At 37.8% G+C, this 16,180-nt stretch carries 10 protein-coding genes and 1 tRNA gene; 4 read left to right on the top strand and 7 right to left on the bottom strand.

Going from position 1 to position 16,180, the window contains the following annotated elements:
* Positions 1-114: 114 nt before the first annotated feature.
* The 4 genes from NEOC84_RS05815 to NEOC84_RS05800 all read right to left on the bottom strand — a co-directional run bounded on the left by NEOC84_RS05815 (position 115) and on the right by NEOC84_RS05800 (position 2,976).
* Entirely contained in the window at positions 115-1,035 is a 921-nt protein-coding gene (locus NEOC84_RS05815; RefSeq protein ID WP_166156514.1) for a DMT family transporter, read from the bottom strand.
* A 116-nt stretch (positions 1,036-1,151) separates the two neighbouring features.
* Positions 1,152-2,006 carry a translation elongation factor Ts gene (gene tsf, locus NEOC84_RS05810; protein WP_242678210.1) on the bottom strand — a complete coding sequence of 285 codons (855 nt, stop codon included), beginning with the start codon at positions 2,004-2,006 and terminating at the stop codon, positions 1,152-1,154.
* A gap of 3 nt (positions 2,007-2,009) precedes the next feature.
* Positions 2,010-2,825 (bottom strand): 30S ribosomal protein S2, encoded by an 816-nt coding sequence (gene rpsB / locus NEOC84_RS05805; protein ID WP_166156511.1) that lies wholly within the window; start codon positions 2,823-2,825, stop codon positions 2,010-2,012.
* 80 nt (positions 2,826-2,905) lie between these two features.
* A tRNA-Gly gene (locus NEOC84_RS05800) sits at positions 2,906-2,976 on the bottom strand.
* 126 nt (positions 2,977-3,102) lie between these two features.
* On the opposite strand from NEOC84_RS05800, the gene NEOC84_RS05795 reads away from it, so the two are divergent.
* Positions 3,103-6,495, top strand: a complete 3,393-nt coding sequence (locus tag NEOC84_RS05795; RefSeq protein WP_166156508.1) for a penicillin-binding transpeptidase domain-containing protein — start codon at positions 3,103-3,105, stop codon at positions 6,493-6,495.
* A 478-nt stretch (positions 6,496-6,973) separates the two neighbouring features.
* Positions 6,974-7,801 (top strand): NADPH-dependent 7-cyano-7-deazaguanine reductase QueF, encoded by an 828-nt coding sequence (gene queF, locus NEOC84_RS05790; protein WP_166156505.1) that lies wholly within the window; start codon positions 6,974-6,976, stop codon positions 7,799-7,801.
* A 343-nt stretch (positions 7,802-8,144) separates the two neighbouring features.
* On the opposite strand, the gene NEOC84_RS05785 is transcribed toward queF, so the two are convergent.
* The 3 genes from NEOC84_RS05785 to NEOC84_RS05775 all read right to left on the bottom strand — a co-directional run bounded on the left by NEOC84_RS05785 (position 8,145) and on the right by NEOC84_RS05775 (position 13,338).
* Positions 8,145-11,108, bottom strand: coding sequence for a hypothetical protein (locus NEOC84_RS05785; protein ID WP_166156503.1), 2,964 nt, complete (start codon positions 11,106-11,108; stop codon positions 8,145-8,147).
* Between the two features lie 24 nt (positions 11,109-11,132).
* Positions 11,133-12,227 (bottom strand): polysaccharide biosynthesis/export family protein, encoded by a 1,095-nt coding sequence (locus NEOC84_RS05780; RefSeq protein ID WP_166156501.1) that lies wholly within the window; start codon positions 12,225-12,227, stop codon positions 11,133-11,135.
* Between the two features lie 193 nt (positions 12,228-12,420).
* A complete protein-coding gene (locus NEOC84_RS05775; RefSeq protein ID WP_166156498.1) occupies positions 12,421-13,338 on the bottom strand; it encodes a glycosyltransferase in 918 nt (305 codons plus the stop codon).
* Between the two features lie 293 nt (positions 13,339-13,631).
* On the opposite strand from NEOC84_RS05775, the gene NEOC84_RS05770 reads away from it, so the two are divergent.
* Together NEOC84_RS05770 and NEOC84_RS05765 are read left to right on the top strand one after the other, a co-directional pair.
* The gene (locus NEOC84_RS05770) at positions 13,632-14,831 is read left to right on the top strand and encodes an aromatic amino acid transport family protein (protein ID WP_166156495.1); all 1,200 of its coding nucleotides are present in this window, start codon (positions 13,632-13,634) and stop codon (positions 14,829-14,831) included.
* An 835-nt stretch (positions 14,832-15,666) separates the two neighbouring features.
* On the top strand, positions 15,667-15,960 hold the full coding sequence (locus NEOC84_RS05765) for a hypothetical protein (RefSeq protein ID WP_166156492.1): 294 nt from the start codon (positions 15,667-15,669) through the stop codon (positions 15,958-15,960).
* Positions 15,961-16,180: the final 220 nt, after the last annotated feature.

Genomic DNA, 16,180 nt, shown 5'->3' with positions numbered 1-16,180 from the left:
TAAACCCTTATAAAGAAACAAAGCATACAAGATAAAAAAATCCTCAGCACTTCCTAATAAATATAACGCTTAAGAAAAAATCTTTCCGATTATCAAATAGGTAAGTTTCAAGGCTTAAGCTTCTTGCTGAAAAAATCTTGGACGCCGCCATTTAAAGCTAATGACTTCATTGACAATCAACATGCCTAAAAGGATTAAACCTGCTGAAAAAATGCCGCCTGCCGTTAAAGCTTCGTTAAGAAATAAATAGCCTAATAACATGCCTACCGCAGGAAAGAAACAAGAAACCATTGATATAGCTGTGGGACCGCAGTGCTCTAAAAGATAGTAATAAATCAAAAAAGCTAAATATGTACCTAGCAAAGTTAACCCTAGAATAGCTAGTATGCTAGTTAATGAGGGAAAGATAAAAGTAGATTTTGTCTCTATAGAACCTAAAACAAAAGGTAACATCATCCATGCTGTCATGAATAATTGGGCTGTTGGAGCTACAAAACGAGGTTGCCCAGCAATAAACTTTTTAGCATACACATGGCTAATAGCATAACAAAAAGCACCTATTAAAGCAGCAGACATACCTATAAAATCTCCATCCATGCCTTGAGCAATGTTAGGGGAAAATAGTAATAAAATTCCACAAAAGCTTATTAAAATTCCTATGAGTTTATGAATAGACATTCTATCATTTGGTAAAAACAAATGAGCCAAAATGGCTGTAAACATGGGTGAACAGCCATTGAGTATTGCTGCAAGAGCGCTTTCTATAGAGGTCTCAGCATAACAAAATAAGAAGGAAGGAAGTCCCGAAGAGAATATGGCCATAAAAGCTGAATGTTTCCAAAAAGTAAGGCTTTTTGGTAAAGATCCTCCCTGTAAGCGTAAAGCTATCCAAAATATTAAGCTAGCTAGGCTAACTCGCAGAAAAACAATAGTGGCAGGATTAAAATCAACCAACGCAAGTTTTATCAAGAGGAAACAAGGGCTCCACATCAATGTCAGAGCCAGTATTAAAAGCGATCGCTTGATAGGTGTCATATTAAACTAAAGAATAATTGTTGTATTCATGATACCTATAACAAAGAAATAATCGCAAATGAAAAAACGGGAGTATTTTTTCTCCCGTTTTAAAACTATAAAAAGTAGAGCTTTAACTATTGACCCACAGTCCAACGCAAGAAGTTAGTCAATTGAAGAGGCTTGCCGCTTTGCTTGGCTCGATCTTCAACGATCTGGGCAATCGATTTGCTATCATCCCTAATGAATTTTTGCTTGGTTAAGCATACACTTTCATAGTAGGCATTGAGCTTACCTTCCACAATCTTATCGATAAAATTCTCTGGCTTGTTTTTGATCTGGCTTTTTGCAATCTCTTTCTCATTGTTTATAAGCTCTGGGGGAACTTTTTCAGGAGAAAGAAATTCTGGATGAGCAGCCGCTACATGCATAGCGATATCTTTAGCTAAAGATTGTTCCGCATCCGAGCCTTCTATCTCAACCATTGTAACGACCTTACCACCAAGGTGAGAATAAATACCAATCGATTTAGATGGAGACTTTGCAGTTGTAAACAAGCGTTTAATCTGGATATTTTCGCCAATCGTTTGGACGACTGTTGCACGATATTGGTCGATAGATATGGAAGTATCTTTAGAATAAGGCTGCGCAAGAAATGCTTCTAAAGAAGCAGGATGGGTTTTAGCAATTTCTGCAGCAATGTTTTCCAAAAACTCTTTAAAACGCTCGTTTTTGGCTACAAAGTCTGTCTCTGAATTAACTTCAACAATAGCAGCAGTCTTGTCATTTTCAAAAAAGCCAATCATCCCTTCATTAGTGGTACGACCTTCCTTTTTAACAGCAGAAGCAATGCCTGCTTTACGGAGATTTGAAATAGCAAGCTCCATATCCCCATGAGCCTCTTCCAAAGCTTCCTTACATTTTCCCATCCCTACGCCGGTTCTCTCGCGCAGTTCTTTAATCATTGTAGCAGTAATAGGCATCTTGGACATAAATTAAACCTCCGAAATTGCAGAAGCTTTTTCATCGGCCTCATCTTTTTCATCATATTTGCCGCTTACACCTTCTTCGTTTTCCTCATCTTCTCTTACATCGCCTTTGCCGAATGCAATTTGCATTTCATTTTTCTTTTCTATAATAGCATGAGCTAATGCTTGGATGATAAGTTTAACGCTTTTAAGAGCATCGTCATTACAGGCAATGACATATTCGATAGGGTCAGGATTACAGTTTGTATCCACTAAGCCCATCACAGGAATGCCTAATTTGTTAGCTTCAGCTACAGCGATATGTTCTTTACTTGGATCTACTACGATCACCAGGCCTGGTAGCTTACGCATCCCTCTTATTCCTGAGAGATTGCCATTGAGTTTCAAGTAGTCCTTATTTAGCAAAGAAAGCTCTTTCTTTGTTAACCCTTCTCCACCAGAAGTAATACGTTTTTCAATACGTTCAAGCTTTTTAATGGATTGACGGATCGTTGACATATTAGTTAACATACCACCTAGCCACCTTTCGCAAACATAAAATTCTCCCGCTTGCTCAGCTAGCTCACGTACGACTACTTTCGCTTGTTTTTTTGTCCCCACAAATAGAATGGAACGATGTTTTGCGACCACCTCTTTAACTACTTCTGTAGCCAATCTTATTTGTTGAAGTGTTTTAGCTAAATCTATGATGTATAATCCATTGCGCGCTTCAAAAATGAAACGTTTCATTTTTGGATTCCATCGACGGGTTTGGTGACCAAAGTGAGCACCAGCCTCTAGAAGATCTTTAATAGTAACATTAACTTGTTGTTGTGTTGCCAAGCCTTGTCCCTTTATTTTGACGACGGCATTCTACTTAGGATAGAATTTCGGTCTTGGTTGATATTAGAATTTGTAAATTGAGCGCCTGATCAGAATCGAACTGACACTCGTAGCTTGGAAGGCTACTGTTCTACCATTGAACTACAGGCGCATTTAATGATTGCGAGCTAAATTATACCTGATAGGCTAATTCTTTTGCAACATCAATTCAATTTTTGCAATCCTATTTTGCTTTAGAATTCAAAATCGTATATTCTCAAAGCCGGGCAATAAAATCATGGCAAGACATATACATTCCTCTTCTCGCAGAGCAAAAAGCAATCTTAATATACCCGAAAAGGCTAATAAAATCCTTAATCTGATTTTTATCGCCTTGGTTGTAATTATCCTGCGCATTTGGTACCTGGCTGTTATTCAATATGAGGTCAAATTAGAGGAGGCCCTTAAGCCTCAACGCAAGACTGTCATTGAACCCTCTAAAAGAGCTACTATTCGCGACCGCTTCAACTATCCCTTAGCTCTGAATAAAATTTCTTATCGGGCTGCTATCATCTACTCTCAGCTGCGCCAGATTCCTTCTATTAGATGGGAAAAGGATGCTCAAGGAAATAAAAAAAAGAAATTTAAACGTAAAGAGTATATTACACAGCTGGCCCAGCTACTAGGAGAAGAGCTTCACTTAGATCCTCTAAGGCTTGAAGACCTTATTCATGCTAAAAGCTCATTTTATGGGCAGATACCTTTCGTAATTAAAGAAGATCTTACCGAAAAAGAATATTATCGCTTGAAAATGCTTGAAAAAGACTGGTTAGGTATTCATGTGCAAAAAGTACCTAAGCGCCACTATCCTAAAGGGCGTGTAGCGGCGGATATCATTGGCTATATGGGGGCGATCAACCGTCAGGAATATGATAAGATCATGCTGGAGATCAAAGTACTAGAAGCATACATTCAAGGTAGTGATGCAGGTGACGAAATACCTCTTCCCTCCGGTATTGACAATTTAGCTCAAGCCCGCCAGCGCCTTCAAGATCTCCTCGATCATGCTTATACGATTAATGACTATGTAGGGAAAGCAGGTGTTGAAGGCAGCTTTGAAAATAATCTAAGAGGCTATCATGGCAAGAAAAGTTATTACTCTGATTCTCGTGGCAATTTCTTAAGAGAATTATCAGGCTCGCATGAGCCTGTAGCAGGACAGCGTATCCTTCTTACGATTTCGGCTGAGCTGCAGGAATATGCAGAACAACTTCTCATTCAAAATGAGCGCATTCGCGAAACGCGTTTATCAAAATACCTTTCCAAGCCTACCAAGCAACCATGGATTAAAGGGGGGGCTATAGTAGCATTAGATCCCCAATCAGGAGAAGTTCTTGCTTTGGCCTCTTACCCCCGCACAGATCCTAACGATTTTATTCCCGCTGCTAATCCCGAGGTGGCAAAAAAGAAAATGGCCAGCATCATTCGCTGGTTTGAAAGTGAGAATTATGTAGCTGAAATGTGGGATCAAAAACGCCCGTTAGAAAGAGAATTTTATCAGGAGGAAGCTAAAGAATTTTATGAAGATACTTTAATGATTGATTGGAATAATTATTTAAAACTTATACTAAAAGCCGATACTCCAATCATGCAGGCCATCCAAGGGGTGGATAGCGTGCAAAAAGCGGTAAGCATCCAACAAGCTATCGATCAGTTAATTGAATTAAGTGGCACCTGTAATATCTATCTGCTGTTAAAGTTACTGTATGGCGAAGATGGAATTCACGTCCAAAAAGAAAAAATTTCCCTTCAAGCAAAAATGGCGATTGAAAATAATCTAAAAGTACATGCCGACAGTGTTGAGCAGCAAAAAAAAATATTAGATCCCTATTTTTCTGCTTTATTATTACATTATGATAAGATCTTACTTATGGATCTATGCCGCCTTGCCGTCTGCAGCGATCGCTTTTCTCCCCAGCTCCTTGCTGCAAAAGGACACCAATCGCTTGAGGATTATAAAAATTCTTCCGCTGCCTACATTTCTTTACAAGAAACAGCGCAAAAGATGGCTAAGGAATTATTTCATGAACAACATTTCCTACCCTGGCGCCAAGAAAATGAAAAGCTTTTTTTAAAAGAAAAACGGGCAGAAGAAAAAGCTCATCATCAATACCCCAAGCCTTATATAGACTATTTTGATAGGCAAGAAAAAGAGATGTTTAATTCATTTTGGAATGAGCATCAAGGGGACTTACTTTTAGCCTTTTTGACGGGTCGCATTTCACCTCATGTATCGGTAGAAATTATACCCTATCTTAATCATTTCTTAACCTGGCATAACGAACTGCAAGCAGGTGCTCATGCGGCGCTTCCTTGGAAAAATGCCTTTTTTAATTTATCTTTTGTTTTGAAAGGATTAGATGATGGGTTGGCGAAAGATTACTTGCGTACTTTTCGCAGCTTTCACCATCTGGATAGACCCTTACTTGGATATTATCGTTACCTCAACAAAACTAATGGAAAGCAAATAGAAAAAGATCTTGCTCGTGCTTTTTATCCTCTACGGGGATATGGTTACGGGCGTTCTCAAGCCTATAGGCAAGCTGCAACGCAGGGCTCTATTTTCAAGTTAATTACCTCTTATGAAGCGTTAAAGCAACGCTATCATCATCTGAACAATGATAAGCTCTCCCCAAGCAGCCTCAATCCTTTGATTATGGTCGACCAGATCTTTAAAAAAGGTAGGGATACTTTTGTAGGTTATCATCAAGATGGCACTCCTATTCCTCAATATTACAAGGGGGGCCGTATGCTTAAAAGCCATGCAAAAAACATTGGTAAAATTGATCTGATTCGGGCAATTGAAACCTCTAGTAATCCTTATTTTTCTATTCTAGCTGCAGAGTATTTAAGCTCTCCGGAGGATCTTTCGCGGGCAGCTTTAGATTTCTCTTATGGCACCCGCACAGGTATAGACTTGCCTGGTGAAATTGCAGGAAAAGTTCCTAATGATCTTATAACTAATCGTACAGGCCTTTATGCTATGGCTAATGGTCAACATACTTTAGTCGTTACTCCCCTGCAGGCTGGCATCATGCTGTCTGCGATAGCTAATAAAGGACATGTTTTGAAGCCCAAGATAGTTTCTTTAACAGCCGGATACCGTTCACAAGCACAGAGTAAACAGCCCCTTGAAGCTGCCTGCCTTGATCACTCCCAAATCGTGAAAAAAGCTCCTACCTTCGTTCAAAGAAACCTGTTTATGCCTGATATTATTCGCAATATTTTGCTTATTGGAATGCATAAAGTAGTTTTAAAACAATTATCTGAGGGATTGACTAGCCTTTCCCGCTTATATCGTGAGTATCCTGAGGCTATTGCCGATTATCTTGAGCTCAAAGACGAAATGGTTGGAAAAACCAGCACAGCTGAATCCATGGAGAATATTGACTTAGACTTTTACGAGGGGACAAACCTTTATACTCACGTCTGGTTTGGAGGCATTGCTTTTAATCAAAAAATACCTAACGATTCGCATGCTCTCCTCTATCTGGATCGCTGGGGCAATCCTGAATTGGTGGTCGTGGTCTACCTAAAATATGGCGCCTGGGGAAAAGAATCGGCTCCTTTAGGAGCTCAAATGGTGCGAAAATGGCGAGAAATCAAAGCTCGTCATGAAGCTCATCGCTAATTGCGAAATGTTTTACGTGAGATTTTAAACCAAATTTTACTTCATTCAGCTCTTAAGAGTTTTTCTTTAAAAGCTTATACTCTTCCCCTCTTAGAGGGTTAAAAAATAAGCCACGCTTAAATCTAATGCTCTTTTTTATATGACAGCCGCTTATAAAAAAAATACTATTAGAAAACAGCCAATTGTCTATTTATAAGCTTTTAAGCAATTCTTAATAAAACTATACATTTTAAAAAACTATCTTTAATTAAAAAGAAAATTTTCAGAAGATTTAAGTGCTTATTTAGATTCCATTTTCTCTCAGATTTATAAACTAGCCCCTTCTTTATTTTGCAAAAAAAGCTCTACTTCCATGTATAGCTCTATTTTTAGAGATGCTTAAGCTAGCTCTCTTAAGAGTTAACCATTGAAAAATATCATTTTGCAGAGTATGGTGGATGCTTAAATTAAACTTTATTTTATCGGAAAAGTGGCTTTTATGAAGGATGAAACTCTTATCAATTCACCGCTAGGAAAACAGACCTTTTATGTGACTGTATATGATCCTAGCTTACTATGCCCTTTACCTAGAGATAAACAACGCCAAGCCCTTGGGATCGCCGATGTAAATTTACCTTTTCAAGGCTACGATGTTTGGAATGCTTATGAGTTGTCATGGCTTAACGTAAAAGGAAAACCTCTCCTAGCGATAGGAGAATTTTTCTTTCCTTGCCAATCCCCTTATATTGTAGAATCTAAATCCTTTAAGCTTTATTTGAACTCTTTCCATCAAACCACTTTTGCCAATCTTGAAGATGTTCAGGCCATCTTAGAAAAAGATTTAACAAAATGTGTGGGCCAGCCAGTAAAAGTTAACCTTATTCAATCTAAAGATTATGCAAGCCTTTGCTTTAAAAACCTCCCGGGGTTTTGCTTAGACAACTTAGATATTGAAACCAATCTTTATGCAGTCGATCCCTCCATTCTTGAACATGCAGCAGAACTTGTGGAGGAAGAATTTTATTCTAATCTTTTAAAATCTAATTGCCCGGTTACTAAACAACCTGACTGGGCAAGCCTTTACATTCATTATATAGGGCCTAAAATTAACAAAGAGGCCCTTCTTAAATATATTATCTCCTTTCGCAGCCACTACGAATTTGGAGAGCATTGTATTGAACGTATTTTCATGGATGTGCAAAAACATTGTCGCTGTCATAAGTTAACAATTTATGGCCGGTACACAAGACGAGGGGGCATAGATTTAAATCCCTTTCGTTCAAATTTTGAAAGCTCCTTAAGAAATATCCGGGACTATCGCCAATAAGTGGGCAAAAGATGAAAAGGCGTAAAGCAAAAAAAGATTTTAAGAGAAGAATAGGAAAAATATTTCCTGATCATACCTTTTGAGCCAATTCTTAGACAGTCCCCTACTTTATAAAATCTCTTTATTTGAGCAGAGAGACATGTTTCAGAGAGCTAGGTATGCAGACTAAGTTTTTTTAAAACCTATTATTTTCCTGGTGAGGAGAAATGCAATCCCATTAATTTCTCTGGATCCTCCTTTTGATGGCCCTTATTGTTATTTTTATAGAGAGAAAAAAACTTTTTCCTTCCGAGCTTTCAAAGTAGATGCAAAGAAGCTGATAGCAAAAACATTTACTTCTCCTCTAACTTTCTGTAGGGCTAAAAACAAAAGTAACTCTTTTCTTATCTGCTAAATGTTCTTTATAAGGCATATAAGTTTTCAAATCTGAAAGAGACTCATGAGTCAAGTTAACAGCCACATGACCAAATATTCTTATTAAGAGATCCGCTTGCCCACTAGCCGGCATGGCATCACTAACGACTAAAACCCAATCGTATCTTTGCACAAGCTGGTCTAATAAATTTTTGAAACGGTGAGAGCCGATTAATTCTACGGCAAAACGTGAGACACCTCCTTCGTAAATGCAATCGAAAGAGCCTTGGGAAGTAATCATCGGTTCTTCAATCTCTCCTTGCAGGTATTGAATTAATCCCGTTCCATACCCTTGGCTTGTTGCTTTGAAGCAGATAGGTATTAAGACAACCTTTTGGCCAAGCTTGGTTAAGAGCTTGGCTAAATGATAAGAATAATCAATTCCTGCTCCATTAAGGAGAAGTAAGGACTGTCCTATCGGCGCCTGCGAGCTATTGGTCATATAAGCAATCATACGACGCAGCACATCTAAATCTTGATCCATCAAATTTTCATTAGACTCATTAGAAGCTTTAGGAGTTAGATGGCCAGAGAAGTGTAAATCATTAGCTTTAAGATTAGAGGGGCTCACCCGAATGCCAGAGATAGTAGATTTAATAATAAAGAAGGTAAAAGTTATAAAGGCCCCGGTAAACGCACCAAAGGCAGCATACAACAAACTACGGGGAGACTTTGGATGCAGAGGAGGCAGAGCAAAATCCTGAGGATAAGATTGCAAGATCTCTAAATTACTCGTCAAATTTTTTGATTCTACTAAACTTGTAATTTCTTCCACCATCTTTTGATTGATGAGTAGCTGCTGATCGATTAAACGCTCTTCGACCCATTTGTTAGGTAGATCCTTCATTTCTTTACGCAGCTGTTCTTGATGCTGAACGATGAGGTTAGTCTCCTGCTTTAAGTCATTTAAGCGTATAGCCATGTATTCCTGCATGTGCTTATCTAAAATAGAAATTTGCTGACGTAACAGGCCTAGTGTTACACTTTGTAGGGAAACAATTTTTTCCTTAATTAGCTGTTCTTTAAGCTTATGAAGCGTAGCAGCTTGATTTAGGTGTTGACGCAAGAAATCTTTTTGAACATCTAATTGTTCTTTCAAACGTTCCATTTCTTTAGCACTACGATTGTTTTGATCTTTGAGGGCCTGAACAATTTGCGAAGCTTTAGAAATCATCTCGTTGGTGACAAAATCATTTTGAATTCCACTCATTGAAGTAACTTCAAAGTGAGGATTTTTCAACTGCTCAATCATAAAATCTAGTTGGCGGATTAAACCTTGCACTTCATTAAGCATGCGAGTGTAAGAGATATATAATTCCTTAGAAGTGGTAATATCAATCCCTTGAAATTCATTTTGAGGGCTTTGCTGAAAGGCTAAGCGCTCTTGAATGACTTTTTCTTGCACATCAAAAAGATGTGTTAAATTTTTTAAATAGGCTATAAAGTTTTCTTTCGCTGTTTTTAATGCTAAAGCCCTGTCACTCCTTTCTTCTTCAGAAAAACAACTATCCATATCATTTTGGGCGACTAACAATTTATCTTGCCAAGCTTGTACAGCAAATCTTGAATCATTAACTAGATTATCTATAGTAGGCTGGTCTTGCCCACTTTCTAAGCTTCTTAGCAAGCAAGTAGCTTCTGTAGATAAACGCTTGGCTTGTTCTAAATCTAATAACTGTTCTGTAAAGCTATCATGAAAAGTAGGATTACCAACAGGATAAGCATTTTTTAAAGCCATATCTAAGGCATCGCTTTGCTGCTTTAAAGCTCTAATTTCTGCCAATGATTGGTTGATAACCCCTGGATCGCCTTGTAGATCATAAAAAGCGCAGTTTTCTTGCTGGGCATGGCTTAATCTCCTAATTGCTAATTCTATATCGTATAATTTCTGCTGGTAATGCGTTTGATTAGCAGAATAAAACTCTATGGCTTTAAGGGAATTAAAAAATCCACTGGTAGATATATCCGATGACATATTTTTTGCATGAGCAACCATCATTTGACGCAACTTAGCTCCCATTTCCTGCTGGCGTTTTTCTAAGTAAGCAATCTGCTCTTGAGAAATACGCTTTTGCTCCTGGCGAATATGTTCCTGATAAATCAGCATCATAGAATTTAAAATTTCGGTGCCTACATGGCGATTAGCATGTTGTAATTTAATATGAAGGAGATTGCGGTCATTTTGATCCGCTTGGATAGATAAGGCGGCCAATAAATCTTCCGATACTCTGTGCAAGGGCATCAACTCTAAATACCATTTAGTACCGGCCAAAGGCTCAGAGGATTTCTTCATGACAGTAAAAGCATAATCTTTACCTGTTACTTTTCGCCCCCACTCATGCTTCCCTATCTTTCTATTATTTTCATCGTAAATTTCAAAAAATTCTTCGTTAATGAAATGAAGAGTAAAAACTTTAGAAATCTCATCGTTGTAAGCTACATCTTGAAGCCATAAACTTGGCGGATGATCAGGTAAGATGGGCTTTTTAAGGGCAACGAAATGAGCATATTCAACTAGAATATTTTCCGGTATGGATCCAAGTAAATCAAAGCGGGGTTCCATTTTAACCAATAAGCCCTGCAAGCCCCGTCGGTAGATTAGCTTCTCCATAAGCTTGCGAGATTTGATAGTAGCTAAAGCTTCACCTTCAGTCTCATTAGCACCAGAAATAAGAAGCTGGCTCAATGTAGAAAGACCCGACTTTGATTTACCTTTGTCTTTGAACGTGCCAGAAATATTGTAAATAACCGGTCGAGATAGAGCAAAGCAGGCAGCCAAGATGCAGCAAAATAAGGCAGTAGATATAATAGCAACCTTATGTATCTTTAAAATATGCAAAAGATCAGTGATGGTAATCACACTTTCTGAGGGATGTTTATCTATTGGCGGCATTTTTAAAGTAAACCTCTACTACAATTAATCGTTAATTAACTGATATGTTCCATATCCTGCTTGAAGGCCAGTAAAGCTAGGAATCAACTGCTCAATAAATCTGTTCCATTGCGTCAAAGGCTTTTCGGCTACATAGACAGTATCCCCAGGCATCAATAATAGGCTATCGTTAGGCAAATGCACAATGTGATCTAAAGAGACTAGGTAAACTTTAGGACAAAGCATATTTCCACGGATCACATGGATACAATTGCCATTGCCCGTAAAAGGAATACCTCCGGCCGTTACTAAAGCTTCACGTAGAGAAATAAAGCCGTAGGGAACATTGATTGGGCGAGGAGCCCGCACCTCTCCCATCACCATAACTGTAGCATCCGAAGGAGCAGCAATAAAGATTTTATCCCCTCCACGCATTACAATGTTCTGGTTCATATCCCCTTCATTGATTAACCTATGCAAATCAATAGGCAATTGACGTCCTTCGCGCATTACATAACTTTTAAATAAGTTAGCGCCTGGCGGAATATGAGATCTGGCAAGCACTTCATAAAGACGCATTTTTCCATCCACCGGTACTGTAGGAATAGAAACTAAACCTATTAACTCTACACGGCGTTGTAGGCGATCCCGGTAATTGACATAAACTTCTATATCCTGAATTTGGTCTCTAAAAGCTCTTTGTAATTCCTCACGAGCTTCCTCTAAAGTGAGCCCTTTGACTTCAAGGGGAGGTAAATCTGGCACATCTATTTTTCCTTGATAGACTTTAAATCCACCCGTTGACTCATTGATAAACTGAATAGACTGCATTAAATCTTTACGCGTGGGGTGATAAACAGCGATGTTTAAAATATCATCTTCAGCGATCACATCGCGATACTCTAACATATCCTCTTCTGCTAGCTCTCCAAGCTCTACTCCCTCAAGCTCCAAGATAGCTAGCTTTCCTTGACGTATGCGATAAGAGTCTATCACAAATTCGTCAGGTCCCATAATAGGATAATCAAAATTAGCAGTTGAGCAAGAAGCAAAAATTATAAGGAGAGATAGATTTAGTAAAACAAAAGGTGAAAATAAAAAATTAATCTTTACTTTCTTTTTTTTCTTGCTTAAAGGCATGTCATAAGCCTCGTTGAATAAAATGAATTTTTAAACTGGATAGAATTAAAGCAATCTTTCTTCTCTTAATTCAATCTACCTTATTTATATCTCTTAATATTGCATTATAGCTTTACATACAGATAATAGAATCTACAACAGCTTTTTTGGAGGGAATAATAAGGCAGTATAATAATGTTAAACCTATTGCATTTTAAGAGGTAGTAATTTTTTTCCAGTAATACTTTTGGCTACTTAAAGCTTTTTTCCACCACAAGGGAGCATTAATGCTAGCCTGTCCTAAGCGATATCCTGCCCATTTAGCACCTATATGCATTAAAGCATAAGGGAGCAATAAAGGTTTTTCTTGATATAGTTGCTTGAGCATGCATGCAGCATAGTGATTGCCTCTCATTCGATCGCCTTCTGCGCAATTTAAAATATTTTCATATTTTTTTCGCATCAATCCTGTATCGAAATATCGACAGAATTCTTGGCGTAAACTATAGCGATGAGAGTGCCTCACTTCCGCCTCTGCTACATAAGCAATTTTATGTCCTATTTTTAAAAGCTGAGCAGTCGCTAAAGTATCTTCCCCTAAAAGAACGGGATGAAAGCCCTTAATTTCATCTAAAGCGCTGTTTAAGTACGCAGCACATGAATCGGAACAAAAAAATGTATAGGAGCCATAACGACGCCTATCAGCAATACTTCGAATTTCACTTCGAGCAGGATAATTGTAATGCCGAGGAAAAGATTCAAAAAAGTCAGCTCCTTCATGGGGAATTTGCCTAGCATAGGCAATCGATGCTTTGCCTTGTAAAATGGGTTCAATCAATTTTTCTAAAACTTGCGGATTTACCGCATAGGCATCAGGGGTTAACATGACTACCAAATCGGTGCCTAGGTGTTTCCTTGCTAACTCGCGGGTTTTACCATGGTTGAAAGTTGCTTGTGGGATTGATAAAACTTCTACACCTAATGAATAAGCAAGCGATCTGGTTTGATCCTTCGAGGACGAATCTACTACAAGGATTTTTGGGCTTAACGAAGACTGCATGATAGGACTAAGACAGCGTACCAGATGCTTTTCAGCATTTAATGTTAGAACGACTACGCCCACTGATTTCATAACCTTTGAACTACCTTAATTAAATTCATTTAATGTACGAGGAGTTAGAATTTTTGGCCTTCTATCTCTCTTTCATGGCGAGCTTTACCTAAAAAAGAAGAAACGGATGGAGACACACTAACTCTCAATCCAACAAATTTCATCCTATTTCCTAAAAAATGCTAATTTAAGCTTAAAACCCTCTAATTTGCAAAAACATTTTGTTTTTATCTGTTTTTTTGATAATTTTCTGCCTTAAAGCAATTTTTAACATCTCTTTTCCTGCGTACCAACCCTAGGATAATTAAATTTCTATGCCTACCCTACATAACAAATTCAGCACTCTTAGTGGAATATTACTTGTTTCAGGCACTTGCATTGGGGCAGGCATGCTTGCCCTCCCTGTTGTGACTGGCTTTTCAGGATTTTTACCAGCTATGGCAGTCAATCTTATCTGTTGGATATTTATGCTAATCACTGGCCTGCTTTTTTTGGAAGCCACGCTCTGGATGAAAGAGGAGGCAAACGTATTATCTATGGCGGCACGCTTTTTTGGACCTTATGGTAAGTGGATAGCAGGCGCAGCTTTTCTCTTTCTTTATTATTGCTTGGAGGTCTCTTACATTGCTGGCGGTACTCCTCTTTTCATCTCCCAAGTCGAAAGCTTGGGCTTTCATCTCACCGGTTATAAAGGCTACATAGCGTTTGCTAGCCTTTTTGGTTTCATTGTTTTCTTAGGCTCTCAAGTCATAGACCGGGTAAATTTAATTCTTATGATAGCGCTTGTTTTCTCTTACTTTTTGCTCATAGGATTAGGAAGTACCGAAGTACAAATAAGCTTCCTTACTCGGAGAAATTGGAACGCATTTTTATTAGCAATGCCTACCCTTTTTAGCGCTTATGGCTACCATAATATTATACCTTCTTTAACCACCCTTATGCATCGTAATGTGCACCAACTACGGAAGGCTATTGTGATAGGCACTAGCCTACCCTTTATTATCTATACCTTATGGCAATGGATGATTATTGGAACAATTCCTGAATCGCAAATAGCTAAGGCGGTCGCTGAAGGAATCCCTGTTACTCAACTTCTCCATACCATTACAGGACACCCTTGGATTGGCTTTCTAGCTACCTACTTTGGATATTTTGCTCTGATTACCTCTTTTTTAGGGGTCTCTCTTTCTATGGTAGATTTTTTAGCCGATGGAATTGCGGCAAAAAGCCAAGGATGGACGCGTATACTTCTTTGCTTAATAGTTTTTATCCCTCCTGCTATCTTTGCTGGCAGCTATCCCGGAATATTTTTAGAGGCTTTAGGAATTGCGGGTGGCTTTGGGGAAGCGATCCTTAATGGGCTGCTTCCTATTGGCATGGTCTGGCTCGGTCGCTACAGATTTCACCTACCCACGCAAGAACAGGTGAGAGGTGGCAAACCTTTGTTATTAGCTTTATTAGCATTCACATTATTGATCATTGCTCTAGAAACTTACCATCTGGTGAGAGGCTAACCATAAAGCTTTTACTTGCTAACCTCGGCGCTCTTCTCTGGCTACCTGCTTAATTTATTTTAAACGGCTAAAGGCAAAGTTGTAGATAAAAAGCTTCAAGAAATAAGAAAACAGCAGCCTCCTTTTTAATCTTATGTGTTTTAACTGAACTTCTTCTGTCTCTTAAAATAGATGCCTTTCAAATAATTTTCCTCCTAAGCATAAAGCATGTAATTGATTACTCCCTTTGGCTGTAGGGGAATTTTTTGAGAAGTATTTGATAAAAGTATCTTAAAAAAGAAGCTTCTTTGTTTCTGAGCCCTATAAATAAAGAAGTTTTAAATATGCAAACGCGAGATAATTAGATAAAGTTAACAAAGATTTAGTGCAAACAAAAGTTGAAGTACCCTAATTCCTCCAAAATGCTTTGCAACTTTTTTAAACCTTAAAAAAACAAAACCTTATAGGGACTAGATGGCTTGAAATGTTTTCAAATACCCTATTTAAAATATTTGTTAAAGGAAGATTTTATTCAAAGAAATTCAGCATCAAAAAGTTAGAATAGATGAAAATTTCTGTTAATTAATCCTATGAGGACTCGTTAAAGGTGGTTTACATTCTCCCTATCTAGATCTTTTGCGGAAATTCGAATTATTCACCACAGTCATTCAACCTTATAAATAATTCTCAAGACATCTATTCGAAAATAAGCAAATAAATATCCGATAGTTTTTATTTGTGTATTTAATAATTAATATAAATTAATTATAACAACTTATTTTAGAAATAATAATAATAATAATAATAATAATAAAAACTTTGTTGCAATTTAAAAGAAAAATTGAAGGAGAATGTTATGGAACCTCCCAGTAATTATTTACCCTCAATTTCTCTTACCGAGTGGATTCCCTATACTCAAGCTTATTTAAAAGGAGAGAAGAAAGGTAAGAGGCAATATGTTTACCTAAATGCTAATGAAACTCACATTGCTATTTCTATAACTAAAGAGACAGCAAAAGATTTTAGTTATCGCAAGGCAACTTTGCCAAAAATAATATCTATTACTACAGATAAAATTAAAGAGTATGAAGAACAATATAAGGAAAAAGAAAAAAATTTACAAAAAGGGGCGTTGTTGCGTAAATGCTAAGAAGCGTATGCGATAAGATTGCCCTTTAACACATAAGAGCTATAAAATTAGTTTGCAACAACAAAAATATAGGCAGGCTATGGAAAAAAAACTCACTTACCGTATACGTAATTGGTCTGAGTATAACAAAGCTTTAGAACAAAGAGGAAGCATAACTTTATGGTTTTCGGATGAAACCATTAAAGGATGGAGGGAAAATAAAAGCACGGGGAAGAAGGGC

Source organism: Neochlamydia sp. AcF84 (genome assembly GCF_011087585.1).
Lineage (GTDB): Bacteria > Chlamydiota > Chlamydiia > Chlamydiales > Parachlamydiaceae > Neochlamydia.
This window is presented reverse-complemented; position numbering and strand designations above follow the sequence as displayed.

What these genes read in the sequence shown, in the direction of transcription:
- NEOC84_RS05795 (WP_166156508.1), top strand. Translation starts at nt 3,103, where the DNA reads ATGGCAAGACATATACATTCCTCTTCTCGCAGAGCAAAAAGCAATCTT.
- NEOC84_RS05815 (WP_166156514.1), bottom strand. Translation starts at nt 1,035, where the DNA reads ATGACACCTATCAAGCGATCGCTTTTAATACTGGCTCTGACATTGATG.
- NEOC84_RS05765 (WP_166156492.1), top strand. Translation starts at nt 15,667, where the DNA reads ATGGAACCTCCCAGTAATTATTTACCCTCAATTTCTCTTACCGAGTGG.
- NEOC84_RS05780 (WP_166156501.1), bottom strand. Translation starts at nt 12,227, where the DNA reads ATGCCTTTAAGCAAGAAAAAAAAGAAAGTAAAGATTAATTTTTTATTT.
- queF (WP_166156505.1), top strand. Translation starts at nt 6,974, where the DNA reads ATGAAGGATGAAACTCTTATCAATTCACCGCTAGGAAAACAGACCTTT.
- tsf (WP_242678210.1), bottom strand. Translation starts at nt 2,006, where the DNA reads ATGTCCAAGATGCCTATTACTGCTACAATGATTAAAGAACTGCGCGAG.
- NEOC84_RS05775 (WP_166156498.1), bottom strand. Translation starts at nt 13,338, where the DNA reads ATGAAATCAGTGGGCGTAGTCGTTCTAACATTAAATGCTGAAAAGCAT.
- NEOC84_RS05785 (WP_166156503.1), bottom strand. Translation starts at nt 11,108, where the DNA reads ATGCCGCCAATAGATAAACATCCCTCAGAAAGTGTGATTACCATCACT.
- NEOC84_RS05770 (WP_166156495.1), top strand. Translation starts at nt 13,632, where the DNA reads ATGCCTACCCTACATAACAAATTCAGCACTCTTAGTGGAATATTACTT.